This is a genomic window from Wolbachia endosymbiont of Drosophila ananassae (assembly GCF_008033215.1).
GTDB classification, from domain to species: domain Bacteria; phylum Pseudomonadota; class Alphaproteobacteria; order Rickettsiales; family Anaplasmataceae; genus Wolbachia; species Wolbachia pipientis.
Genome location: NZ_CP042904.1, coordinates 493,061 through 519,026 on the forward strand (window position 1 = coordinate 493,061; position 25,966 = coordinate 519,026).

At 35.3% G+C, this 25,966-nt stretch carries 18 protein-coding genes, 1 tRNA gene and 1 pseudogene; 8 read left to right on the forward strand and 12 right to left on the reverse strand.

The window, feature by feature from the left end:
- The first annotated feature begins 141 nt into the window (after nucleotides 1–141).
- Complete coding sequence (gene ygfZ / locus EA652_RS02410) at nucleotides 142–948, forward strand: CAF17-like 4Fe-4S cluster assembly/insertion protein YgfZ (RefSeq protein ID WP_006280302.1); 807 nt, start codon at nucleotides 142–144, stop codon at nucleotides 946–948.
- A gap of 920 nt (nucleotides 949–1,868) precedes the next feature.
- Here ygfZ and recJ read toward each other — a convergent pair.
- Together recJ and EA652_RS02420 are read right to left on the reverse strand one after the other, a co-directional pair.
- Nucleotides 1,869–3,608: a single-stranded-DNA-specific exonuclease RecJ gene (gene recJ / locus EA652_RS02415; protein ID WP_007549138.1), complete on the reverse strand. Its 1,740-nt coding sequence runs from the start codon at nucleotides 3,606–3,608 to the stop codon at nucleotides 1,869–1,871.
- 339 nt (nucleotides 3,609–3,947) lie between these two features.
- Nucleotides 3,948–4,970 (reverse strand): IS110-like element ISWen2 family transposase, encoded by a 1,023-nt coding sequence (locus EA652_RS02420; RefSeq protein WP_007548332.1) that lies wholly within the window; start codon nucleotides 4,968–4,970, stop codon nucleotides 3,948–3,950.
- A gap of 323 nt (nucleotides 4,971–5,293) precedes the next feature.
- On the opposite strand from EA652_RS02420, the gene EA652_RS06920 reads away from it, so the two are divergent.
- On the forward strand, nucleotides 5,294–5,560 hold the full coding sequence (locus EA652_RS06920) for a hypothetical protein (RefSeq protein WP_149036240.1): 267 nt from the start codon (nucleotides 5,294–5,296) through the stop codon (nucleotides 5,558–5,560).
- Between the two features lie 500 nt (nucleotides 5,561–6,060).
- Here EA652_RS06920 and EA652_RS02425 read toward each other — a convergent pair whose 3' ends face one another.
- The gene (locus EA652_RS02425; RefSeq protein ID WP_006280322.1) at nucleotides 6,061–7,311 is read right to left on the reverse strand and encodes a cbb3-type cytochrome c oxidase subunit I; all 1,251 of its coding nucleotides are present in this window, start codon (nucleotides 7,309–7,311) and stop codon (nucleotides 6,061–6,063) included.
- A 34-nt stretch (nucleotides 7,312–7,345) separates the two neighbouring features.
- Nucleotides 7,346–8,641 (reverse strand): Na+/H+ antiporter NhaC family protein, encoded by a 1,296-nt coding sequence (locus tag EA652_RS02430; RefSeq protein WP_006280323.1) that lies wholly within the window; start codon nucleotides 8,639–8,641, stop codon nucleotides 7,346–7,348.
- Nucleotides 8,642–8,927: 286 nt separating this feature from the next.
- On the opposite strand from EA652_RS02430, the gene EA652_RS02435 reads away from it, so the two are divergent.
- Entirely contained in the window at nucleotides 8,928–10,709 is a 1,782-nt protein-coding gene (locus EA652_RS02435) for an ABC transporter ATP-binding protein (RefSeq protein ID WP_041582609.1), read from the forward strand.
- A 12-nt stretch (nucleotides 10,710–10,721) separates the two neighbouring features.
- On the opposite strand, the gene lon is transcribed toward EA652_RS02435, so the two are convergent.
- The 5 genes from lon to EA652_RS02460 form a co-directional block, all read right to left on the reverse strand.
- Nucleotides 10,722–13,175 carry an endopeptidase La gene (gene lon / locus EA652_RS02440; protein WP_012673169.1) on the reverse strand — a complete coding sequence of 818 codons (2,454 nt, stop codon included), beginning with the start codon at nucleotides 13,173–13,175 and terminating at the stop codon, nucleotides 10,722–10,724.
- A 15-nt stretch (nucleotides 13,176–13,190) separates the two neighbouring features.
- The gene (gene clpX, locus EA652_RS02445) at nucleotides 13,191–14,468 is read right to left on the reverse strand and encodes an ATP-dependent Clp protease ATP-binding subunit ClpX (RefSeq protein WP_006279985.1); all 1,278 of its coding nucleotides are present in this window, start codon (nucleotides 14,466–14,468) and stop codon (nucleotides 13,191–13,193) included.
- Complete coding sequence (gene clpP / locus EA652_RS02450; protein ID WP_006280254.1) at nucleotides 14,468–15,094, reverse strand: ATP-dependent Clp endopeptidase proteolytic subunit ClpP; 627 nt, start codon at nucleotides 15,092–15,094, stop codon at nucleotides 14,468–14,470. Before clpP ends, clpX begins: the two co-directional genes overlap by 1 nt.
- An 11-nt stretch (nucleotides 15,095–15,105) precedes the next feature.
- Entirely contained in the window at nucleotides 15,106–16,440 is a 1,335-nt protein-coding gene (tig, locus tag EA652_RS02455; protein ID WP_041582610.1) for a trigger factor, read from the reverse strand.
- Nucleotides 16,441–16,598: 158 nt separating this feature from the next.
- A tRNA-Leu gene (locus tag EA652_RS02460) sits at nucleotides 16,599–16,680 on the reverse strand.
- A gap of 140 nt (nucleotides 16,681–16,820) precedes the next feature.
- Here EA652_RS02460 and EA652_RS02465 point away from each other — a divergent pair.
- Both EA652_RS02465 and gshB read left to right on the forward strand, forming a co-directional pair.
- Nucleotides 16,821–17,417, forward strand: coding sequence for a BON domain-containing protein (locus tag EA652_RS02465; RefSeq protein ID WP_006279461.1), 597 nt, complete (start codon nucleotides 16,821–16,823; stop codon nucleotides 17,415–17,417).
- A 60-nt stretch (nucleotides 17,418–17,477) separates the two neighbouring features.
- Nucleotides 17,478–18,407: a glutathione synthase gene (gene gshB / locus EA652_RS02470; RefSeq protein ID WP_007549071.1), complete on the forward strand. Its 930-nt coding sequence runs from the start codon at nucleotides 17,478–17,480 to the stop codon at nucleotides 18,405–18,407.
- On the opposite strand, the gene murG is transcribed toward gshB, so the two are convergent.
- Nucleotides 18,392–19,423, reverse strand: a complete 1,032-nt coding sequence (gene murG / locus EA652_RS02475; protein WP_007549072.1) for an undecaprenyldiphospho-muramoylpentapeptide beta-N-acetylglucosaminyltransferase — start codon at nucleotides 19,421–19,423, stop codon at nucleotides 18,392–18,394. The two genes, gshB and murG, sit on opposite strands and share 16 nt — an antisense overlap.
- A 69-nt stretch (nucleotides 19,424–19,492) precedes the next feature.
- Here murG and EA652_RS02480 point away from each other — a divergent pair, with 69 nt between their 5' ends.
- On the forward strand, nucleotides 19,493–19,885 hold the full coding sequence (locus tag EA652_RS02480; protein ID WP_006279962.1) for a hypothetical protein: 393 nt from the start codon (nucleotides 19,493–19,495) through the stop codon (nucleotides 19,883–19,885).
- A gap of 5 nt (nucleotides 19,886–19,890) precedes the next feature.
- On the opposite strand, the gene lpdA is transcribed toward EA652_RS02480, so the two are convergent.
- Both lpdA and EA652_RS07530 read right to left on the reverse strand, forming a co-directional pair.
- Nucleotides 19,891–21,264: a dihydrolipoyl dehydrogenase gene (lpdA, locus tag EA652_RS02485; RefSeq protein ID WP_007549070.1), complete on the reverse strand. Its 1,374-nt coding sequence runs from the start codon at nucleotides 21,262–21,264 to the stop codon at nucleotides 19,891–19,893.
- A 709-nt stretch (nucleotides 21,265–21,973) separates the two neighbouring features.
- Nucleotides 21,974–22,099 carry a WPE palindromic element domain-containing protein gene (locus tag EA652_RS07530; RefSeq protein WP_144078584.1) on the reverse strand — a complete coding sequence of 42 codons (126 nt, stop codon included), beginning with the start codon at nucleotides 22,097–22,099 and terminating at the stop codon, nucleotides 21,974–21,976.
- 901 nt (nucleotides 22,100–23,000) lie between these two features.
- Here EA652_RS07530 and EA652_RS02500 point away from each other — a divergent pair.
- Nucleotides 23,001–24,599 (forward strand): hypothetical protein, encoded by a 1,599-nt coding sequence (locus EA652_RS02500; RefSeq protein WP_012673171.1) that lies wholly within the window; start codon nucleotides 23,001–23,003, stop codon nucleotides 24,597–24,599.
- Between the two features lie 249 nt (nucleotides 24,600–24,848).
- Nucleotides 24,849–25,781: pseudogene (locus EA652_RS07635) on the forward strand (IS5 family transposase).
- Nucleotides 25,782–25,966 lie beyond the last annotated feature (185 nt).

The window sequence follows — 25,966 nt, forward strand, 5'->3', positions numbered from 1 at the left end:
ATATATATATACTCGTAAGTTAGATTTCAAGGGCTGGAGCTTGTAAAATATGCACGCCATTATAAAATATGCACGCCAAAAGCAGTTTCTAAAAGAGCCTAATGTTATATAATAAAATTTAGATTTATTTATAGAGATTTCATGAGTTATATACCATTTTTAAGTCGTGGTGTGATAGTGCTATATGGGCCTGACACTAGAGATTTTCTGCAGGGTATTATAACCAATGATATTAATAAGTTGGATAGCCAAAAAGCCATTTACTCTTTATTGCTTAGCCCTCAGGGAAAATATCTATATGATTTTTTTCTTATTGAATATGGTAAATACACCCTCTTAGAGTGCGAAAACATGCACTTGCAGCAAATAATCGAGAAACTGGATTTGCTTAAAACTTATTTGAAAGTGAAAATTAAAGACGTTAGCGCACTATATAAGGTTGGAGTTTTGTTTAATACTAAGTTGGCGGAGTGTAGTAGTGAATCACAAGTTATTTTTCAAGATCCAAGGCACAAGCTGCTAGGAATGAGGATCATACATAAAGATGAAATAAAAGAGCCGGTTGGGGATTTTACTCAGTATGAAAAAGTTAGAATTCAAAATCTCGTTCCAGATGGAGCGAAAGATATGGTGCAGAATTCATCGTTTCCGCTGCAATTTTTAATCGATAAGGTAAACGGTATAAGCTTTAATAAGGGGTGTTATATAGGTCAGGAAGTTGTAAATCGAATGAGCAGACAAGAAATATTCAGAAGAAAACTTTACCTTGTTGAGGGGGATAACGCACTTCCAGATATTGGCACTAAAGTGACAAATGAAAACAATGAGGAAATAGGGGAACTGCGCTCTAGTGTAGACAACATTGGACTTGCATTGCTTAATACTGGAAAGAGCTATGCAAATTTATATGCTGGTGGGGTCAAGTGCGTTAAGACGTTGAAGTCTTAAGGTAGCCCATATAGAAACGAAAAACTTGCTTGACACCCTTCGCCAGCGCCCTTATCATGATATTGAAGGTATTCAGTTATCTTCATCTGTGCAGATTAAACAGCAAGAAAACAACGTAGTTGGCGTCTTATTTTTAATTTTTTGCACTATGTGCACCTTATGTCTTCACAACATTTCTGGGTTTTTACCTATATAAGCTGAAACGCGCTTATAAGTCGTTTAAGACAGTATAGTACGCCAATTTGCAGGATTAGAGAGTGACAACTAGCTAACACGGGGTTTCTTTTGCCTTTTTTTCTGCTTAGTAAATTTCTTAAACATTTGCAGCGTAGGTTAGTTGCATTCAAAAGCAGCTAAATTGCAGTGTTTAAGACTTAAAAACGCCAATACTGAAAATAGACAATGACTAGGGTTTCTTTTGCCTTTTTTTTCATTTGGTAAATTTTTTAATGTTTATGGCTAAACGACAACCGTCATCCCGCTACTTGTTAGCGGGATCTAGAGATACCGCGAATGAATCGCGGTATGACGGTTCGCGGCGGTATGACGGTTCGTGGCGGCGTGACGATAAGCTCGTCATCCCACTGCTTGTTAGCGGGATCTAGAGATACCGCGAATGAATCGCGGTATGACGGTTCGCGGCGGTATGACGGTTCGCAGTGGCATGACGATAAGCTCGTCATCCCGCTACTTGTTAGCGGCTAAGAGATACCGCGAATGAATCGCGGTATGACGGTTAAGTAGGGTGTCATCCCAGTGTCACGCACTGGGATGACATTATAGGAGCACTGGGATGACACCCTCTTGGATGGAAATCAGTGTCAGATAATTTCATGACACCAGTTGTTGTAAACTCACTTTTTCTCGATTTTTTGGTTTATCTTGTCTACCTATTTTGCCACTCTGCTGAACAGATACACTCAACTAATGGTCAATACATCTTCTATTAAAAATTGTACAAATTCATTGCCATTCCAGTAATTCATAGAGATTTTACCCAAAATAGCTTTAACATTACCCTGCATGATAGCAGAGCCAAGATGAGTATTTGCAGAACGAAATGCAATAGCTTTTACCATAACATTATCATCAGCAATAAAACATTTTATATGGTCAACTCCTATAACTTCAGGCTTTCTTATCTTTGCTCCTTGGATAATAAACCTTGGTTCAGGATTTCCAACTCCAAATGGTCCCAAGCGTTGCAATTGATTCCATAAAGACAAATTTATTGCTTTAGCAGTTACTATACTATCAGCTTTTAAAGTTTTCTCATTTATAGAATTTGAAAATCTTTCAGTAAAAAAATCATGCAAATCATTTATTTTGTCTTCTTTAATTGAAAATCCTGCCGCCATACTATGGCCACCACCTTCAATAATCAAATTTATAAACTTTGCGGAAAGGACTGCAGCACCGATATCAACTCCCAAAATTGATCTACAGCTTGCTTTTCCTATTCCATTATTTAAAGATATCACTACTGTTGGCAAGTGAAACTGCTCCTTTAGCCTTGATGCAATTATACCAATTATTCCCTGGTGCCAATTGCCACTTATCATTATAAAATTCGCACCTGATTGGGCAGACTTTTCCGCTTGTGCTGTAGCTTCCAAGAGAGCCTCATTTTCTAACACTTTTCTTGCATTATTCAAATCTATTAATTTTAGCGCGATTGAATGTGCCTCTTCATCATCATCGGTGGAAAGCAACCTTGCACCAAGCGATGCTTCTCCAATTCTTCCTCCAGCATTTATGCATGGCCCAATACTAAACCCTAATCGAGAAACACTTGGTTTTTCAAGGATTCCCAAAGCATCAAATAAAACACGCAAGCCAACGTTTTTTCTTGTTGACATAACTTTTAATCCTTGTGAGACAAGTGCTCTATTGAGGCCTGTGATCTGCATAACATCACAGACAGTTCCCAGGGCAACCAAATCCAACAGATCAAATAAATCTGGTTCTTTTTTGTTGGTAAAAAATCCTTGCTCACGTAGGCTTTTATTAAGAGCAACAATTAGCAGAAATGACACTCCAACTGCTGCTAGGTTATTATAAGGAGAGCTCTCATCAAGGCGGTTTGGATTCACAATTGCTACGGCGCTTGGTAATTTTTCCGTACCAAGGTGATGGTCAACAACTATAATATCAAGACCAAAAGCCTTTGCATCTTCTATTGGTTGATATGCAAGCGTACCACAATCAACGGAAATACATAAATCAATTCCATTCTTTTTAAGTTGTAATAAAGCATCTGTGCTTAATCCATAACCCTCATCAACACGATCTGGAATGTAGATTATAGAGTGTATATCGATTGCTCTCAGGTACCTGTTAATCAATGCTGACGACGTTGCACCATCAACATCATAGTCACCAAATATTGCAAGGTTTTCATCATTTTTTATTGCCCGTATTATACGAGAAACAGCTTTATCCATATCAAGAAGGTGAAAGGGATCTGGTAATAGCGATCTGATTAGTGGATATAAGAAGTCGCTTGCATTTTCTATGTTAACACCACGAGTAACCAATATTCTTGCTAATATTTCTGGTAACTCAAATCTCTGTGTAAGAGTTAAGATTTGCCTTTGATCTGCTTCTTGCAACTTCCACAATGCATTTGTTATGCTGCGCTTTTCAATTTCAAGTAGCATATTCTTTCTTTGTAAATAAAACTACTTTACCAGAATTTTTAAGCTTGTTCTATAATTGTATTAGACTTCTGCATAACCTAAACTAAGTAGAAAAAAGATACCGTCTTGTTAGTCAACAAAAAAGTCATAAAAATTCTCCAAATTGCATAATAAAATCAAAAAATACTTCCAACTGTGTAGCAGTATACAGATTATAGTTAGTGGATATGTTGATAAGTAAATTAGTTACATATAAAACAGCAGAAATTTACTTATCAACATATCCACTAACCAACAACATTCAATAAATTTGTGTAAGATGCCATTTTACATAAGATGAATTAGAAGCATTTTTTGATTTTAAAGTACTAAACCTTCAGTTAACCTTTTAGCCCTATAGTTCTTGATATGATCTGGATCAAAGGCCTTTTTTGAACTTAAAACACCAAAAACTATATGAAGTAACTTACGCATTGCAGCACCAACTATGGCCATAGCATGCTTGCCTTTCTCTTTTAATCTTTCGCAAGAAGCCATAATGATAGGATTATGCTTTTTAGCTGCTATAGCAGGAAAGTACATTGCTTTACGTAATGTTCGTGAACCGGTTTTACTTAATCTGGGCTTGGCATGTACGGATGAGCCTGATGTTATATTTTGTGGTATAGTTCCAGCATATGCTGCCAATTGCCTAGCATTTATAAAGGCTTTTATACCAGGAATTTCAGCTAAAATAGCTATTGCTGTTTCCTCTCCTATTCCTGGAATAGTTAATAGGAGTTGAAAATCTTCCAACAATTCTTTGTGTTGTTTTAATAGTTCGCGTATGGAGTTTTTTATTGTTTCTATTTTTTGCTCTATGTTCATTGCAAGGTCTTCCCAAGCATTTGCAACTTCTTTAGGCAGTCTCTCTTTCTTTTCTAAATGATTATTTGCTAATGTTAACTCATCCTTTAACGCATTTGAGCAACGATAAAGATGTTTTAATTTTTTCTTTTCAGGAGAAGGTGGTGTCCAACGAGAAGGTTCCTGTCTTTGACAATAATCTGCAATAATCTCTGCATCAGTCTGGTCATTCTTTTGTCGTGTAAGCTTACTTTTTGCATAAAATCTTATGCAAGCTGGGTTTACAACACTAACGAAATATCCAGCGTTGTGGAGGAACTCAGCCAAAGCTTCGCTATAACAACCAGTGGATTCCATGCAAGCTTTTACTTCTTCTACGTTATGTTTTTGTAGAAAGTTCAGTAGACCTTGAAACCCAGTATCATCATTTTTAAATTTCCTTTTCCTAGTTTCACGCTTTCCTTTTTTACTTATGAATGAGAGAGAAACATCAAAGCGTTCTTTTGAAACATCTATACCTAAAAAGTTGTTGATCATATATAACTCCATATACTACTATTAAAAATGAAAAGTAAGGCTTACCTTGTGAATACAGAATTAGAACCATTTAGGCCTTTCTACGATACCGTCCAGCCTCTACTTTTGAGAAGGGAACTCTTTTCTTTTCTACAGATTTTATATCTAAGGAATCTTCCAGAGTTCTTCCCTTCTCCACCTAATGCTTAAGCTTAAAAACACTAGATGCTTTTTTCAAGATACAAGGTATCATCTAAGTAGCTGACACTGGTCTCCATCCAAGAGGGCAGTAGCCCCTTCGGTGTCATTCCAGCGCGTGACCAGGTCTTTTTAGCTATCATAGGATGACAGAAGCAGACACTCCACTTTGTCGTTCCAGTGCCTCCTTTTTTTGTCATTCCAGTGCCTTGACTATTTGGATCCAGGAAAAAGAATGGTGTCATCCGAGTAGCCCCTTCGGTGTCATCCGAGTAGCTGACACTGGGATCCAGGTTGCTCACAAGCAAACTAGTATAGAAAGTGGTTACAACGTTTCCGATGAGATTGCAGAAAGGCTGGATCCCAGTGTCAAGCACTGGGATGACACCCTCCTAGTAGAAACGCTTTTGTAATTGCAACATTCGTGCAATCTTTAGCCATAAACATTAAGAAATTTACCAAATGAAAAAAAAGGCAAAAGAAGCCCCGTGGTTGGCTAATTACTTACATTATACTTTCAAGTATGGCGTTTTTTTATTCTAAACGCTTAATAACCGCGATTTAGTTGCTTTTAAGCCGCAACTAATCTAAATTATAAACATTAAGAAATTTACTAAACAGAAAAAAAGGCAAAAGAAACCCTAGGGTAGCTAGTTATTCACTATCCATTTTTTAAATCGGCGTTTTTTGATGTTTTAAATGCTTTATAAGCGCATTTCAGCTTATATTAGGTAAAAACCTAGAAATTTTATAAAGACATAAGATGCACATAGTGCAAAAAATTAAACATGGGACGCCAGATACGTGAGTTTTTTTGTCATTTAATCTGTACAGAGAAGATAAATAAATAGCTTCAGTTTCATGATAAGGGCGCTGGCGGAGTTTGTCAAGGAAGTTTTTTCGTTTCTATGGGTCAGTTGGTACGCGCTTTGCCTTTTAACAGATGTAAAAGCACAATTATTACGAACAACATTCCACCAACAACTGATATAGCGCCACCTATAATGAAGCACGTGCGTGCTAACATTGATGAAATACTTGGCAGATCTGCAACCTTCCTTAAAGCACCATATCCACCAAGCCAAACAAGGCCAGTAATATGGAGAAAATGCCCTATACTGTAGGCATAAATCTGTAATCTTACCATGGAACTTTTTATCTCTTTAAAGTTTAATTTGGGTAACAGCCAATAAACAAAGTTCATAAAAGCTATAGTGATCCCAACTACAGAACCATGGTAATGAGCGGGAATCGTGACATTACCTTCAATAGTCAACACTCCGAGCACATCTCCATAAGTGAACAACAAAAATGAATGTAATAAATAGTTGCTTTTATCATTAATAAAAGTTCTGATGTTGCAGCACACTAATATTATCAAAAAGCACGGCAAAACTGCTCCAGCAATCCTCATATGCCAAGTAAAAAACTGTATTAACTTGGCACTATCAACTGGATAAACAAAATATACAAACGGTGCGCCTACAGCTAAAATCGTGTTTATAAATAGTGGTAAAATAGTAATTTTATTGCTTGAAGCTAAACTAACATCACTGATCATTAAATAGACTAAAAACATTCCTTGAGTAAAAGCAAACTGCAATAAATGTCCGCCTCCCCAAAAGAGATATTCGTAAAATAAATTATTATCTGAGTGATATAGACCTGGAGGCATATTATTATATGCTAAAACAAAGCAAAGAAATGACGATACAAGTATAATAACTAGCCCAATTTGCCCAACAGAGAGAAATGAAACCTCTTTTTTTGATGTGTATGCTAGCATTGTATTTACTAATATACTGGCAATAAATAAACTGAGTCCAAGTAAAAATAATTTGTTTTGTAATACGGGAATATAGTTACTTTTGATAACTTCAGTGTTTGGAACGAATGCGGATATAAATATGAGCAGCATCGAAAGGGTTGATAGAACCCATGAAAAGTTAAACCAACTATTGGTATTTTGTAGGTTTATGATAAAGAGCAGAGATATTATAGAGCACATCCACACTAAAATTGACAAGTTCACGTGTATTACCAGCGCATTATCAAAAATATATTGTGCAGAAGGAACGAGAGAGGAGATAAAAGGCAATCGTAGAAAAATAACAATTATTGACAGTAACCCAGAGCAAGCAAGGGCACATACTGCTAAGAACATCCATTTTCTACAGAGCGGAGCGTTGTCTTGTATATTAAGCACAATCTTTTTTCTCAATTTTGTTCAATACAATATATAACACTGCAATAATACCTAAAACATAGCAATAGTATACGTGTGGCACGACTGCCAAAGGTGAAACTCCAGCAATAGTGCTAGCCAAAAGCAATTGAGCGCCATACGGTATTAATCCTTGAAATACACAAGAAAATATGCCTAGCCATGCTGCACTATAGTGAGGCGGTATTTCATATTTCTTAGCAATATCTCTAGCAATTTCACCACTAAAAATTATAGCGATGGTGTTATTTGCAAGTAAAATATCAAATATACTGACTATTTTTGCAATAAATAACTGCGCAGTTTTTTGTCCACCACGTTGTATCATAACCCAAGATGAAAGTTTATCTGCAAACTCCTTAGAATTTTTACCTACCAGTCCTGAAAGTCCGCCAACCATCAATGACAGTAGCATAATTTCATGCATACTCATAAACCCTTTGGTGATGTTTTGGCTTAAAAACAATAACCCATAATTGTTGTTATTTATAAATCCAATGATTCCAGCAAAAGTTATGCTTAAAACCAATGCCGTAAATACATTGATTCCAAAGTTTGCAAGCAATATAAGTATGATGTAAGGAGCCACAAGCAATAAAGAATACTCCTTAACTGAAATAGCAGCACTATTGCTTGAGCTATAAAATAATATAATTATTGTGAATATAGAAGCAATTAGTGCCACTTTTGCATTCAGTTTTAATTTTTTCTTTATATCAGCCTTTTGAGACATCACAGATGCAATTGTAGTATCAGAGATAATAGATAAATTGTCGCCAAACATTGCTCCTCCTACAACAGTTGCAACTCCTAAGGAAGGAGAAATCCCAGCTTGTGTCAGTTCAACTGCAATAGGAGCAATTGTTGCAATGGTGCCCATTGATGTACCAATAGCAGTGGAGATGAAAGCTGCTACAAAAAATAATCCTATGAGTAAAAATTGTGTTGGTATAAATGAAAGAGCCAAATTAACTGTGGCATCAGCACTACCGATTGCTTTAGTTACTTCACTGAATGCACCTGCAAGTAAAAAAATGATGCACATAGTGATAATATTACGATCTCTTACCCCATCTAGAAAGGCATACATTTTTTCTTCAGTATTGCCCTTGTATAAAACCCAACCCAGAGCTATGGCAGGAACAATGGCTACCAGTGGAGATAACTGATAAAAAGCATTTGACACGCCAAGAATAGTAAAATATATACCACTTCCTACAAAAAGAAAGAGGAACAGTAAAATAGGCAAAAAATTTGTAAGATAAAACATACCTCAGCTCTGATAAATGCAAATCAACTATGATATAATTTATATTATTATAAACCACAGTTAGCATCTTGACCAATGTTTTTCTAGAAAGCAATCTACCAGAAAAGGTTTCCATGAAAAGGACTATTATAATATGATTGTTATCATCTACTTGAATTAAACTGGGAGATAGAATAAGTAAAAAATATGAATGACATAACAACAAAGCAAGTCATATCCTTATGGGATGCGCAAGTTGGTGGGTTTTTGCCAGATAGAAAGGAAGGTGAAGAAATTGAGTGTTCAAATGAATCATCAGCTACCTAAAACTTTATATTCTTTCATCTGGCATTTTTTGAAACCATACAAATTATCGGTCTCGATTTTTGTTTCCCTTGCAATCTTTGCGGGATTTTGGGGACCGTTGAACAGCATACTGATTAAGAACATCATCAACCTTCTACCACATGTGCAGAATGGAGATATTTCAATTTTAATATTACCATCAAGCCTGATTGTCGTGAATTTTATCGTATTTGATAATTTCACTTGGAGAGGAATTGGTTATATACGCTGTAGATTTATTCCTGTTGTTATTAATAGTGTCATTGGAAAAGTGATGGATCATGTACTCGGAAAATCTAATAAATTTTATCAGGATAATTTATCAGGAAAAATTTCAAGACAAATTACTAATCTAGCAGATGGAATTGAAATTCTGATAAGCAGAGTTGCACCGAATTTCTTAAGAGGAGCTTCATTGTTGTTGGCTGCTTTTATAGCTGCTTACTCTGTAAATTCTATATTTTATTTCATATTGGTTGTCTGGTTCATATTCTTTGCAAGTGCAAGCATTATGATGTCACGAAAGCTTATTTCGCTGTCTGATGTTCAAGCTAAAGAAGAATCGATAGTGATAGGTGAGCTGGTTGATTCTCTATCTAATCAAAGTAATGTCAGAAATTTTTCTAGAAAGTCTTATGAAAATTCAAGAATGATTCCATTTTTGTGTAATCAGCAAAAAGCGTATACAGCAACCCATTTTTACTCATTTATCATGCACTCCATACAAGGAGGATTAATAGCCATTATGATGGCTTCTTCTGCTTGTTTTCTAATTTATCTTTACAGCAAAAACTTAGTGGCTATAGGTGATTTTGCTTTAATATTAGGTTTATCGATGGAAACAGGACATATGATGTGGTTCACCATGTCAGAGGTCGATGAATTCAATAAAGCAGTCGGTAGATGTAAGCAAAGTTTAATTTCATTAATGATACATTGCGAAATTCAGGATAAACTTGATGCAGTTTCTCTCAAATGTAATAGTGGGCAAATCACTTTTAATAATGTCAAATTCCATTACGATGGTACCGAACCTCTTTTCCAGAATAAATCAATCGCTATCAAAGCTGGACAGAAGGTAGGACTTGTTGGCTATTCAGGTGGTGGTAAATCTACTTTTGTGAACCTGATATTAAGGCTTTACGATGTAACTGATGGTGCAATTCTCATAGATGATCAAGATATTTGTAATGTTACGCAGGATTCTTTGCGTGCAAAAATCGCAATGATCCCACAAGATCCATCGCTTTTTCATAGGACTTTGATGGAGAATATTCGCTATGGAAAAACAAATGCTAGCGATGATGAAGTAATTGAAGCGGCAAAAAAAGCACATGTTCATGAGTTTATTTCAAAATTACCCCAAGGTTATGATTCACTCGTTGGTGAAAGAGGTGTGAAACTTTCTGGTGGACAAAGGCAACGTATCGCAATTGCCAGAGCTATCTTAAAAAATGCTCCTATATTAATTCTGGATGAAGCAACTTCACAGCTTGATTCTGTGACTGAAAGTAATATTCAAGAATCTCTATGGGAGTTGATGCAAGATAAAACTACAATAGTAATAGCCCACCGCCTATCTACGCTTTTGCATATGGATCGCATTTTAGTGTTTGATCAAGGTAAGATTTTAGAAGATGGCACGCATCAGGAACTTCTTGATAAAAACGGAATGTATAAGACCCTATGGAATGCGCAAGTTGGTGGGTTTTTGCCGGATAAAAAAGAAGTGGAGATTGTATAATATTTTCTTAATCTAATGCTTCAATGTTTCCGACATAGGAAAAGTATCATCTTTATTTTCTATAGAGGAAGGCACACTATTTTGATTATCATCACCATCAATTGGAGTAGTAGGGTGCATTAAAGCAACTTTCATAACTTCATCAATATTCTTAGCAAAAACTACGTTGATCCCCTCTTTGATGCTTGCCGGAATCTCTTGCATATCTTTCTCATTTTCACTTGGTATAATCACAGTTTTGATTGATCCTCTGAGCGCTGCAAGCAATTTTTCTCTTAAGCCCCCAATAGCTAAAACTCTACCACGCAATGTCACTTCGCCTGTCATAGCAACATTTTTGTTAACTGGTATATTCGTCATAAGAGAAACAATAGACGTACATACCGCGCCGCCAGCAGAAGGGCCATCTTTTGGTACAGCACCCTCAGGTACATGCAAATGTATATCATTATTTTGGAATTTTTCGGGCTTTATACCAAAAAATAAACAATTCGATCGAATATAACTATACGCAGCTTTTATAGATTCTTGCATAACCTCTCCAAGCTTTCCTGTGTATTTTATTTCTCCCTTGCCCGGAATTAGGACTGATTCTATCATCAAAATATCACCACCTGTTTCAGTATAGGCGAGCCCAGTTACTATTCCTACTAAACTCTCATTTTCCGCAATGCCAAAGGTATATTTACGTACCCCTAAATAATCTTGTAAATTGTCAACCCCTACGGATATTTTCTTATTTTTATCAGTCAATATTTCTTTAACTGCCTTTCTCATGAGCTTTGCAAGCTCCCTTTCCATACTCCGCACACCACTTTCACGTGTATATAAACGTATCAACTCGTATAACGCCTCATTAGTTATGTCCCATTCCTTCTGATACAAACCATGCTCCTTCTTTAACTTCGGAATAAGGTGGTGTGTAGCAATACTGATTTTTTCATCTTCAGTATAACCAGACAATTGTATAATTTCCATCCTATCACGCAAAGGATGTGGTAAATTTAAGCTGTTTGCCGTAGCTACAAACATTACACTTGAAAGATCAAACTCAACTTCCAAGTAATGATCCGTAAAGTGTTTATTGTGCTCAGTATCTAAAACCTCAAGTAATGCAGATGCAGGATCGCCACGCGAATCAGAACCCATCTTATCTATTTCATCAAGCAGAAAAAGCGGGTTGCATGAATTAGCTTTTTTCATGTGTTGAATGATTTTACCAGGCATTGAGCCAATATAAGTTTTCCTATGCCCTCGTATCTCAGACTCATCACGCACACCACCAAGAGCTATGCGAACAAAATCTCTTCCTACTGCTCTTGCCATAGACTTAGCTAAAGAAGTTTTACCAACACCTGGCGGTCCAACTAAGCAAAGTATAGGACCTTTTATCTCTTTTACTCTTTTTAATACCGCTAAAAATTCTATTATTCTATCTTTTACTTTCTCTATGCCATAATGATTTTCATCTAAGATTTTCTTAGCTGCATTTAAGTTAATTTTTGCATCTTTGTACTTTCCCCATGGCAACTCAAGCAACCAATGCAAGTAACTAGATATAACTGTAGCTTCAGGAGAAATGGGATTCATTTTCTTGTATCTCTTCAAATCAGTTATAGCTTTCTCTCTTGCTTCCTGAGAAAGCTTTGTTTCATTTATCTTTTTTTCAAATTCATTGAGTATATTCCCTTCATCACCATTCTCAAATTCGCCTAATTCTTTCTGTATAGCTTTCAATTGCTCGTTAAGGTAGTAAACTTTCTGAGTGCTTTCAACTTGCGATTTAATTGTCTTATATAAACGGTTTTGTGCGTTCAAAATACTCATTTCTCTCTCAATAAAAGCAAAAGCTTTTTTTAAACGCTCTTCTGGGTCATAAGCCTCAAGTATACTTTGTTTATCTGATACTTTTATATTTAAATGTGAAGCTACCGTGTCTACAAGTTGATCAACTTCTTTGATTTGATCAATGGAGTTAATGGCAACCTCGGGTTGATTTTTCTTGTTTAGCTTACACCAGCTATCGAACGCGTCTACAACAGACCGCCTTAAAGCTTCTAAATCAATATTGTCTTCATCTTCTTTATAATAATTGTCTAACTCTACCCTGGCTTGTAATAAAGTATGAGAGCTAATATATTCTACAACTCTTCCCCTTCTTATCCCCCGGATTATAACTTTTACTGCATTGTCAGGTAATTTTATTAACGGTTGTACAATGCTTGCTAACACACCTACTTCATAAAGATCTTCAGGCTCTGGATTATCAACAGAGCCATCTTTCTGTGCTACAAGAAAAATCTCATTTTGGTGATTACTACTACTTATTGCATACTCTAGTGCATTAACAGATTTTTCTCTGCCTATGAATAAAGGCACCATTATATTTGGAAAAATTACTACATCTCTTAAAGGTAATACTGGCAATGCAGTAAAACTAGAGCTTACAGCACGTTCAATGTTCATAATATATGCCTCAAATTAATCATTAACCGTTATAACATTGCCATTGTTATTATGATTAACCGTTGCTTTTCCTAATTCTACCATTTTCTTAGTGATTACTATAGTGCTACCTTCAAAGCCTCCGTTTCCAGATGTATACATAATGTCAAGCAAAAGTGACTCCAAGATAGCACGTAACATTCTTGCACCTGTTTTGTAGCTTATAGCCTTTTTAGCAATAGCTGATATTGCTTCATCTGAAAACTCAAGGTTTACTTTGCTAAACGCAAGCAATGCTTTGTACTGTTTTATTAGTGCATTCCTTGGCTCTGTCAACACATGTATTAAATCTTCATGATCCAGCTCATCTAAAACAGCAGTTATTGGAACCCGCCCTACAAATTCGGGTATTAAACCGAATTTGATTAAATCTTCAGGTTGAACATCATGTAAAGCATTCTTTTTCTTTTGCTCTTTAGACTGACTTATATCTGCTCCAAAGCCAACTGACGTTCCCTTTTTTCTCGCTTCAATAATTTTATCGAGGCCTTCAAAAGCTCCTCCACAAATAAACAGTATGTTACTAGTATCCACTTGTATAAACTCTTGTTGTGGGTGTTTTCGCCCTCCTTGTGGCGGAACATAAGCAACTGTACCCTCCATAATCTTAAGCAGAGCTTGCTGGACCCCTTCACCTGAAACGTCACGGGTTATTGAAGTGCTTTCAGATTTTCTTGTAATCTTGTCTATTTCATCTATAAACACTATACCACGCTGTGCTTTTACAACGTCATAATTTGCAGCTTGTAATAAACGCGACAACACGCTTTCTACATCATCACCCACATAACCTGCCTCAGTTAAAGTTGTCGCATCAGCCATAGCAAATGGCACATCTGAAACTTTAGCAAGTGTTTTGGCTAGCAAAGTCTTACCAGAACCAGTGGGACCAATAAGCATTATATTTGACTTCTCGATTTCAATATCACTTATAGCATGAAATTGTACCATGGATTGACAATGGTTATACATAGCTACAGATAAAACGTGTTGCGCGTGTTCTTGACCTACAACATGCTTGCTGAGAAAGTTTTTTATATCCTCAGGTTTCTTTAGTAATAGCTTCATATCAGATATACGATCTGAATTAAAAGATCTATCTTTCTTTTGACTTATTGCTTTATGGGATAATTCTATGCACTCATTACAAATAAACACCTTTAAACCATCCGAAGAGTTAGTAATCAATTTATCTACTTCATCTTGCGCCTTGTTGCAAAAAGAACAGTAGTGTAAATCATTATTGTTATCCATTAACCCACCTTTTGTTTAACTTTAATATTTTCAATTTCAATATCTGTACGCTCAGCTATCACCCTGTCAATTAAGCCAATTTTCCTTGCTTCTTCAGGATCCATGAATTTATCTCTTTCCATCATTCCTTCAATTTTCTTCAGTGAATTTCCAGTATGTTTTTCATAAATTTGATTTAGTTTTTTCTTAACCCGCAAAATTTCATTAGCATGTATTTCTATATCAGTTGCTTGACCATGATAACCACCAGATGGCTGATGTATCATAATTCTTGAATGAGGTAGAGAGTAGCGCTTACCTTTTGTACCAGCTGCAAGCAATAAAGAACCCATAGACGCAGCTTGACCTATACATAAAGTTGAAACGTCTGGGTTTATATATTGCATTGTATCGTAGATCGACAAACCAGCAGTTACAACACCACCTGGTGAGTTGATGTACATACAAATGTCTTTATCGGGATTTTCCGATTCTAAAAATAAAAGCTGTGCTACTATTACACTGGCCATGTTGTCCTCAATAGGACCTGTTACAAAAATTATTCTTTCTTTCACTAGTCTTGAATATATGTCATAAGCGCGCTCACCGCGACTAGTTTGTTCAACTACAATTGGTATAAGAGTCATACCTTTTCCTACTAAATATTATCAAATAATTCCTTTAATTCTTTCACAGAAATAATCTGCTCTTCTTTACTAACTTTTTCTATTATATAATCTGTCACTTTATACTCAAGCGCTTGCCCTCTAACTAATTCTTGAAATTGTTTATTTGATTCAAAATGCTTAAGTACTCTGTCAAATTGCACATCTTTACTGACATATTGATTTACAATAACACTCAAAACATCATTTTGAGTTAATGATATTTTATGTTCTGCACTAAATTTCATAAATAACATAGCAAGCTTTACACGTTTTTCAGCTTCTTTACGAGAATCATTTTGAGCACCCAATTCTCCTTCCATTCTTTGTTGCTCTTGTTTTACTATGTCTGTGGGTAAATCAAAACTATAGTTAGCATCCAAATAATCAAACAGCTCCTTTTTAATTAAGAGATTTCTCATTTCGGTGCACTGATCACCAATCATTTTTTTTGCATGATTTATTAGCAAAGAATAATCTTTAAACCCAATACTCTTAGCTATTTCATCATCATTTTCAAAATCTTTGGCAATTTGAATCTCATTAACTCGCACAGAAAAATCAGCTTCCTGTCCTGCAAGGGAAATGGCTTGGTAATTTTCAGGAAATTTCAACTTAAAGTTCTTTGTTTCTCCCTTTTTCATACCAGTTAATTGATCTTCAAAACCATTAATAAATGTGCCAGACCCTAAATTAACGGCAAAATTTTTGCTACTTCCACCTTGAAAGAGCTTATTCCTAATCCGCCCTTCAAAATCAATTATCAATTTATCCCCATCTTTCGCTTGATAAGAAGCATCATCAACAGAGGCAAAATTGGGGAACTTTGTTTTGATAGAATCAATAAATTCTTTTATATCTTCCTCTTCAATCTTTGCTTCAATTTTCTTTAAGTTTATTTTGTCAAGATCTATCATCGGTACTTCAGGCATCGACTCAAAAGATAGCTTGTATACAAAATTGCCCTCCTCATTTTCTTTGCCCAGATCTGGTAATGATATAACATCAACCTTAGGATAAATGTGAGACTTGACTTCAATTTTTTTCATCAAATCACTTGAGCAATAATCAATTGTATTATTTATCACATATTCCAAAGCCTCGTTTTTATAATTTGCAACAACAAGGTCATAGGGCATCTTTCCAGCCCTAAATCCAGGTGATTTTGCATTTTCTGCTATCTCTTGCAACCTGGAATTTACCTTTTGTTTTATATAATCACTACCAACTGTGATTTCATACTCATACTTTAGTTTATCTATACTAAGCTCTTTGTAGGTATATACGCTACTTACTTCGACTGTATTTTGAGGTATATTATTAGACATCATAATTCATTTATTAACATTTTAATTCATATCTTAATAGAGTCATTTTACCAGAATTTAAGTTAAACACAATCCTTAAGAACAGGTTTTTACACAAACAAAAGTGTATTTAGTGATTATAAATTTTCCCTTAAAACCTAAGTTACATGACTTTAAAGTGCGGATAGAGGGACTTGAACCCCCACGAGCAAGCTCACCAGGACCTAAACCTGGCACGTCTACCAATTCCGCCATATCCGCAAGAAATTTTCAGTACCCTATTATAGGTATTCCATTAAAAATATTCAAGGTTTAAAGTCTTACTTAATTTATGGTATTTACACAATCAAAAAAGCTTATTAACATTTCTTAATGAAAGCTCTAAACCCTGAAAATCAATAATGAGATTAATAACAAGCTTCTTACTCGCAATTTTTTTGATTACACAAAGTGGTTGCACAACCCTTATAATAGGTGGTGTGGTGGCTACAGCGACAGCAACAGCAATAACAATGCAGGACAAATCCTTGGGAAATATCATTGATGATACGACTATGGTCATCAGAATTAATAAGGGGCTCTTAAAACATGGGCTATTTTCATCCATAAAGGTTAAAGTAAGTGAAGGAAGAGTATTGCTCATTGGAAGTGTTGACACTCCTGAAAAACAACTTACAGCAGAAAAAATAGCTTGGCAGCAAAAAGAAATTAAAGAAGTGATAAATGAAATAAGAGTAATACCAATTCAAATGGCTTCCATGCTAGACACCACTGTAGATGGCATGATAACAGCGGAAATAAGAACAAGACTCCTGGGAAAAAGAAATATTAAGTCAATTAATTATAGCGTTAATACGGTTGATAGAGTTGTTTATTTGATGGGTATAGCCCAAAATAAAGCGGAATTAAAAGCTGTAATAGCAATTGCAAGAAAAGTAAAGGGAGTAAAACAAGTTGTAAGTTATGTACGATATAGGTACAGTAAGTTACGCCATTAGGCAAAAATCGCTTTCAAATTATAACATTTGTACAATTGTGACAATAGGTAGAGAACATAAATGAAAGTTGCCTTTCAGATGGATGAAAATATAAATTTTGAAACTGACACTACATTCGTGCTAATAAAGGAAGCACAAAGGAGGAAGCACGAAGTTTTTGTCTATGCTCCTAACAATTTAGCACTAAAGCTAAACCATCCAATTGCTCTGGCTCAGAAAGTCAGCGTTGATGATTTTAGTTTTATCTCTAAAGAGGATGTAGCAATCAACTTGAATGAAATGGACATCATATTTATCAGACAGGATCCACCCTTTGATATGCGTTATATTACAACAACATATATCTTAGAAAAAACCAGCGCATTGGTAATTAACAATCCAACAGAAATAAGAAATTGTCCTGAAAAATTGATAACTTCATTATTTCCAGAGCTAATTCCGCCAACTTTGATTACTGAAAATATATCAATGATTAGAGATTTCTACTACAACTATCAAGATATTATTCTGAAGCCATTGTATAGTTATGGAGGAAACGATGTGATAAGAATACAAGATGAGAATAGTATTCAAGTAGTAGTGGATCTCATGATAGCAAAATACGAATGCCCTGTGATTGCACAATCATTTTGTAAAAACATAGATAAAGATAAAAGAATATTGCTACTTTATGGCCAACCAATTGGTGTAATGAAACGAATTCCAAAAATCAGTGGAGAGATCAGAACAAACATGCGACTTGGAGCAAGTTTTGAGCCCGCTCAAATGAACGATAGAAACAATGAAATATGTAACAAAATTGGTCCTGAATTAAAGAAAAGAGGGCTAATATTTGTTGGTATTGATATTATAGATGACTTCCTGCTCGAAATTAACACAACTTCACCCACGGGAGTAGTTTATATCAATAAATTGTATAATATATCGCTAGAAAAGGATCTTTGGGACGTGTTTGAAGAAAAAGCAAGCAGCCATCAACTAAACCTGTGAACAATCACCTTAACAAACTCAGTAGTCCCATTCTTTATCCCTGTTTTTTCTGTACTATTGGTCATATCACGCAATTTTTGAGAATTATTTAATAGATCAAATAGTACCTCTGTTAGATTTTTTTTTGCTTCACTATTCTGCTTAACTATTATAGCTGCTCTCGAGTCTTCAATATATTTTGCGTTATAAAATTGGTGATTATCTTTTGAGTAAGGGTAAGGAATATATATAGCAGAACGCCTAGCAAGAGTGATCTCTGCTATTGAAGTTGCTCCTGCTCTGCTAATTACCAAGTGAGCATTGGCCAGTCTATTCTCCATATCATCAAAAAATTCACTCAATTCACAATCGATCTTTTCACTTTTGTATAGACTTTTGACCTTGTTTACATTTTTCTTCGTACATTGCTGCGTCACTCTAATTTTCTTTTTCATTTTAATAGGTAAATCACAAATTACGCTGCTTACTACATCATCAAAAAAATTTGCACCTTGGCTGCCTGCTATGACCAATATATTTAGGATTTTCTCAGTGCTAGAATGGCTCTGTGCTTTTATATCAACAAAATTTCCTGTAAAAATACATTTATTGCCCTCTGCATATTTAGTCTCCGGAAAGCTGGTTGCAATTAATTTTGCACTCTTGAAAAAGAATCTATTTACTCTCCCTAAAACTGTGTTTTGTTCATGTAAAATTATAGGTATAGAAAGAACTCTTGCTGCAAGAAGAGTTGGAAAAGAAGCATAGCTACCAAAACCAATGACCGATTTTGGTTTTAATTTTCTTACTTGATACAGTGCTAACATAGAGCTGTATATCAAGAAAAGGAAAAACTTAAATTTGTTGCTGCTTGGTCTACGTAATGGTAAGGTGTAGCTTTCTATGTCGGTATTTTTATTTGTTTTTTTATCAGTGAATAATATGCAATTGTATCCTTGTGTCTTTAGTGCTTTTGCTAAAGCTATGGCCGGAAAGATATGCCCACCTGTGCCACCTGTTGCTAAAATAATATCCATCTGTAAATAATAAATCCTAGATTGTTAACTGTTATTTAACAATTTGCACGTAGAATTTTATTAAGCGTTATGATAGTTGAGTTAAAAATGCCTAAAAGTAATAGTAAAAAAGAACCTAATGAGAAAAATAAACCTCAAGAACAAAGAGAAGGCAGAAGCGGAGGTTTTTTAGAACTGCTAAAAAATATAATAAAAATTCTTTTCAATTCGGTCGTTGACCTACCTGAGCACGAGCAGCATAATAAAATGAAAAGCACTAATCTACAACAAGGTTTGGATACTAAAGGAAAAGGCCCAGAAGATCTTCATCCAAAGGCAAAGCTTGAAGTTAAAGAAGCAGCTAAGGGATTGAAAGAAGAGTTACAGAATTCTGATGCTGGTGGTAATCAATCTATTGAAACTAAAGTGCCTAATCAAACTACTACTCAAGACATTGACAACTCTAAAACGATGGAACGTTAGTTCAACTATTTAACATCTGCAGCAAGCACTGATTCATGTATCATCTCTGAAATGGTTGGATGAGGAAAAATCGTAGATTTTATGTCGAAGTCTGTTCCTTCTAGTTGCTTTACAAGAGCAAAATTGCTAATTAACTCCGTTACTTCTGCACCTATCATGTGGCTACCCAGAATTTCTCCGGTTTTTTTATCTATAATCGTTTTCACTAACCCTTCAGTTTCACTGAGTGCAACAGACTTACCATTAAAATTAGAGTGAAATTTTCCTATTTTTATATCATACCCACCTTTTATTGCCTGTTCCTCAGTAAGGCCGATGCTCGCTATTTGTGGATGAGAATAAGTGCAATTTGGTATGCATTCTTTTTTTAACGCATGAGCATTTTTACCAGCAATCTTTTCAATGCAGATCACGGCTTCATGGCTCGCTTTATGTGCTAAACATGGTGGGCCAGCTACATCACCTATTGCATACACATTTGATTCACTAGTTTCATACCATTCATTCGTTTCAATAAAGCCAGAAGGGCTTAATTTAATTTTTGTATTTTCTAAACCTATATTTTCAATATTTGCTTGAATTCCAACCGCAACAATCACCCTCTCAAATTCTTTGCTCTCACCACTACTTAGTAGCACTTGAGCAGAGTCTTTACTTTTAGTAAGAGCTTTTACGCTACTGCTTGTATATATTTCTATCCCCTGTTTTGTGAATATTTCTTGTGCTAAATCTGAAATGTCCTTATCCTCCAGCGGCAAAATAGTGCTCTTTATCTCTATGATTGTTACATCAACACCCAAAGTACTATAAAAACTTGCAAATTCTATTCCAATTGCACCAGACCCTATAATTAGTAGCGATTTTGGTAATCTCTCTGGAGTCATAGCGTGCTGCGCATTCCATATTAAATCTCCATCTGCCTCTATTCCAGGCAGATTCCGTGCCCTCACGCCTGTTGCTAAAATGATATGCTTGGAAACAATTTCTTGTTCTTCCTTATCGCCAGCAACTTTTATAGTACCATTGCCTGCAAGTTTACCAAAGCCCTGATGAACTTTGATGTTATTCTTCTTCATCAAATAAGCAACACCGCTTGACAATTTATCAACAACGTTTCTTGAATATTTCACTATTGATTGTATATCAAAATTCGCTCCCTTTACTTCTATACCAAACTCTTTTGATCTTTTTATTAGCCTATAAACCTCAGATGCTCTAAGCAGTGATTTTGTTGGTATACATCCCCAATTTAAGCATATACCGCCTAAATTTTTTTCTTTTTCTACAATTGCAGTTTTAAACCCAAGCTGTGCCGCCCTAATTGCCGCTATATAACCACCAGGACCGCTACCTATAACCGTAATATCATACTCATTCATCAGTTTTCTTCGTATTCAAAAAGATTATATATAACAGATGGAACCCGTATGATCAATATTCAGGTAGCTGACAACATAGAAACGAAAAACTTACTTGACAAACTCCGCCAGCCCCCGTATCATGAAACTGAAGCTATTGTATTTGCTTTCGCCAATCTGCAGATTAAAAGGTAAGGATTACTTAATGTATCGGCGTCTTATGTTCAATTTTTTGCAGTATATAGATACTGTATGTCTTTACAAAACTTCATCTACATCTAGATTTTTATCTAAATAAGCTGAACGCGCTTATAAAGCGTTACAAGACATCAAAAAATGCCAATACTCGACAGAGATAGTAAAAGACTAGCTAACTCGGGGATTCTTTGTCTTTTTTTCTGCTTGGTAAATTTCTTAAACATTTGCAGCGTAGGTTAGTTGCAATTAAAAGCAGCTGAATTTCGCTTGTCAAGCGTTTAAAACATAAAAAACGCCAATATTTTAAAGCGGATAATAACCCCAGGGCTTCTTTTGCCTTTTTTTTCACTTGGTAAATTTCTTAACGTTTGTAGCTAAACAACAACCGTCATCCCGCTACTTGTTAGCGGGATCTCTTGTTAGCGGCTGAGATACCGCGAATGAATCGCGGTATGACGTAGGACTGCTGTTATCCCAGTGCCCAGACACTGGGATCCAGTTTTCTTTACAAATTCACCAAAAATGTTTCATTCTATAACGCAAAACCCATACTCACCAAACCCAATGCATTACTTGCAATTAAGTTTTCTGGATCCCAGTGTCTGGGCACTGGGATGACATCATAGGGGCACTGGGATGACACCCTGACAATCGTCATCCCGCTGCTTGTTAGCGGGATCTCTTGTTAGCGGCTGAGATACCGCGAATGAATCGCGGTATGACGTAGGACTGCTGTCATCCCAGTGCCCAGACACTGGGATCTAGCCTTTATTATTTGGTTGAAATTAAGTCTTCTGGATCCCAGTGTTAGCTACTTTCATGACATCATCATAAAGTAAAATGAGATCCCAGTGTCACGCACTGGGATGACATTATAGGGGCACTGGGATGACAAGAAGAGGGCACTGGGATGACAGGAGAGGGAGGCTACTTGGATGACACCCTGACAATCGTCATCCCGCTGCTTGTTAGCGCTTACTATTACCCACAAATAAAAACATAGTATTGTATTTACTCAAATAATTTAATTTTATTAACCTGAAAGCTTATTAGATTAAAATTATTAAACTAAGAGTTATAATTTTAGCAACTAAAAGCTGTAAATTGCACCATATAAACAGTTATTTCAAGCAAAAGTTATGCCATTAAGAGCTATGCAACAAACATTTATATTTGTGGGTAATAGTAAGATCTAAATCCGATAGAGCATTGTTGGCACACCATCAAAAGTCGCCTCAGACCTCTAATGCATCAATGTACAGACTTACACCTTTTAGTTGGTAATACCATTTTAGACGTTTATCATTCGTTTTAGAAAATACTATAGTAGCGGAATGACGAATTTTTGTTTTTCAAATTGTCGTAAGTCAGTTTAGCTATATAAAACATAGTATAAAAAGAGCTATTTCAGCAAAGTTTCAAACAAATAAAGTTCATTAGCCTCACAATTGGCACTTTATGGGATATACTTGATACATAAATTTAAAACACAAGTTAACGAATTATTATGATTTTTACCAAGATAATAATATAGTAAGATTTGGTAGTGAAGTATCAAAATGGAAAAATACACCAACGCATGGTTTAATAAGAAAGATAATCATGATTGTGCAAACGATGGTACTTGCGGGCAATCTATAACGGATTTTAGGATTGGTAATACAGACATTTCTTTTTTTGATAGTAACAAAAACTTAATTGCCAAAGTACCTAAACTACCAAAGTATTCTAGGGATAAATATGGGCATCAATTGTATAAGGAAGCTGAGTCAAAGCAGTTCAATTATTTTTCCACAAATATACATGATGTTTTGTCTAACAGCTTTACCGTTAAATACGGGTATATAAATTGTACTATAAAATACGACAACTTATCTGAGCAAGAACAAAACCAAATAGAAACAGACATTAAAACTGCCTATGAGGCATTTAAAGAAAAGTTTTGCTTCAAAGATAGTAGCATAATTAAAGATATAACGGTTTACATTTTTAATAATAGAAGCGATTATACAAAGTATAACAATCTTCTCGGCATAGATGAAGATGGTGGTCCAGGATATATTACACGAGGAGTAACAGATTGTCAGAATATTCTGACATATAAGCAAAGTGCCATGGATTTTGTTCTAGGTCATGAGCTAGGCCACATATTTCAATTGCGTTTTTCACCATCGGCAACAGTCAAAGATTTGAGTACTCAGGATACTGAACTCATAGCAAATGTTGTTGGACGAGAAGTAGAAGAAAAAAATTATAAAGCTATTTGCAAGCAGATGGGTGTAGATGAATATAAATACGATGGATGGAGTTTTATTTTTAAATACATAGGTACAACTGGTAGTGTATACCGCCTAAACCTTTCAGAAGAAGAGAAATTTCAAATTATACAACGTGTCAAGAGTTCTGGACTAGATGAATATGAAGACCATGGATGGATGTTTAAATTTAAATATAAAGATACAACTGGTAGTATATACCTCAAGGACCTTTCAGAAGCAGAGAAATTTCAAATTATACAACGTGTCAAGAATTCTGGACTAGATGAATATGAAGATCGTGAATCAATGTTTAGTTTTAAATACAAAGGCACCACTTATAGAGCAGAACACAGAGATTATCTTTCAGCAGAAGAAGAAAAACTTCAATTTATCAAAGACATTAAGAACTCTCATGAATCGCTCGTTAGTGAATGTGATGGATTGGGGAATGAGAATACAACTTTAGTGATTTACGTTGATGAAAATAAGGAGATAAGTCAAATGTATTTTCATAATCTAGACAAGAATATATTCAAATGGTTAGATAAGACACTTATAAGCAGAAGTAAACCTGAAGAAGATGTGGATGACACAGCAGGAAAAGAGCCTGAACCAGAATCAGCCGAAGAGGATACTCAGCAACCCAGTAATTTCTTATCCAATATTTTTTCAACAATTAAATCCATTATTGATTCTATCTCATCACTCTTTTCATGGTTATTTGGGTCGAAAGAGAAAGAGTCTAATCAACAATCTGATGATAATCCTTCTTTGTTTAAGCTCGATGCTAATGAGTTAGATCACGAAGTTAAGCCTGATGCCAATGAGTTAGGTCACGATGTTAGAGATCACTTATCAGACAATTATAACCATTACAACTCATCTGATGGGCTAATGTAATATAGCTAATTTACAGTATCTGTTCAGATGCATGGCTAATGTACAAATATTGAAACAAAAATTCCAGTGCCCCTGTGATGTCATTCCAGTGCTTGACACTGGAATCCAGCTTTTAATCGAAAATGTTGTATAGTACACAATCAAATTTTCTGGATCCCAGTGGGCTTTATTGCATCGCTCAAGTGAAAAGAACTGGCAGTTACTGACAAAATTCATTATAAATAGCCATTTAACTGTTGAAGAAAAAATATGCCACAAAAAATGAGAGTCAGTAACTGCCATGAATATAACAAATTTCTCCAAGAAAGAGGAAGCATTTTTTGTTATATCAATGACGCCATAGAAAATTGGTACGAGAATTGTCCAAAAATGCAGGGCGGCAACTATATTTATAGTGATAAAGTTGTGATTTTGGTGCATATAATCGTCAGTTTCTTTAGAATTGGTTTAAGACAAACAGTCGGGTTTATAAAAGGGTATTTGCAACAAATAGGAAGAGATTTGCAGCTATTCACAAGCATCAAAAGAAACTTAATATTAAGATAAATGATTGCAGAATTGATAAAAATAATATGGAAGATATCGAAATTGCTATAGACAGTACAGGAATTAGTATATACAACAACACACAGCAAGGAAAATAGCACTGACAGAAAATATCGTGGCTATGAGCAAACGAGAAAATTGCACGTAATGTTGAATATAAACAACAAAAAAGCCATAGCTGTAAAATACAGTAACGGTGTCTACTCTGATCACTATGGAGCTTGTGATTTGCTAAAAGAAGTTGATTTTCAGCATGCCATAAAAGCACTATATGCAGATAGAGCATATGACAGAGAAAAGCTCTATAAGCTGTGTAATCAATATGGTATAAAAACGAAAATTCCTCCGAAAAACAACGCAGCAGAGCATCCAAAGTTAGACTATATGGCTGAGAGAAATTCTGCAGTCAAGCTCATAAAGTCATATGATGAAGATGGTATAAAGAAGTGGAAAAAAGAGATGAGTTATGGAAAAAGATCTTATATAGAAAGTTTTTTCTCGCGACTGAAACAAACATTTGGATTTAGTTTTAGGAACAAATCTGAAATGAATCGTGAGAGGGAACTGCTACTCAAATGTTATTTGCTTAATAAATTCACTGATATTGGTATGGCTAAATTTGAGATAGTTACATGAATTTACCATAAATCACCATCTCATAAAGTGTGATGCAACAAAGCCATCCCAGTGTCAAGCACTGGGATGACACCCATTTGTTCCTATAGTTGTCTTTTCTCGTCTACCTTATTTTGCCACTCTGCTGAACAGATACAATTTACAACCACCCCCCTACCCTTTTTAGTTGTTCAGCAAATATAGAG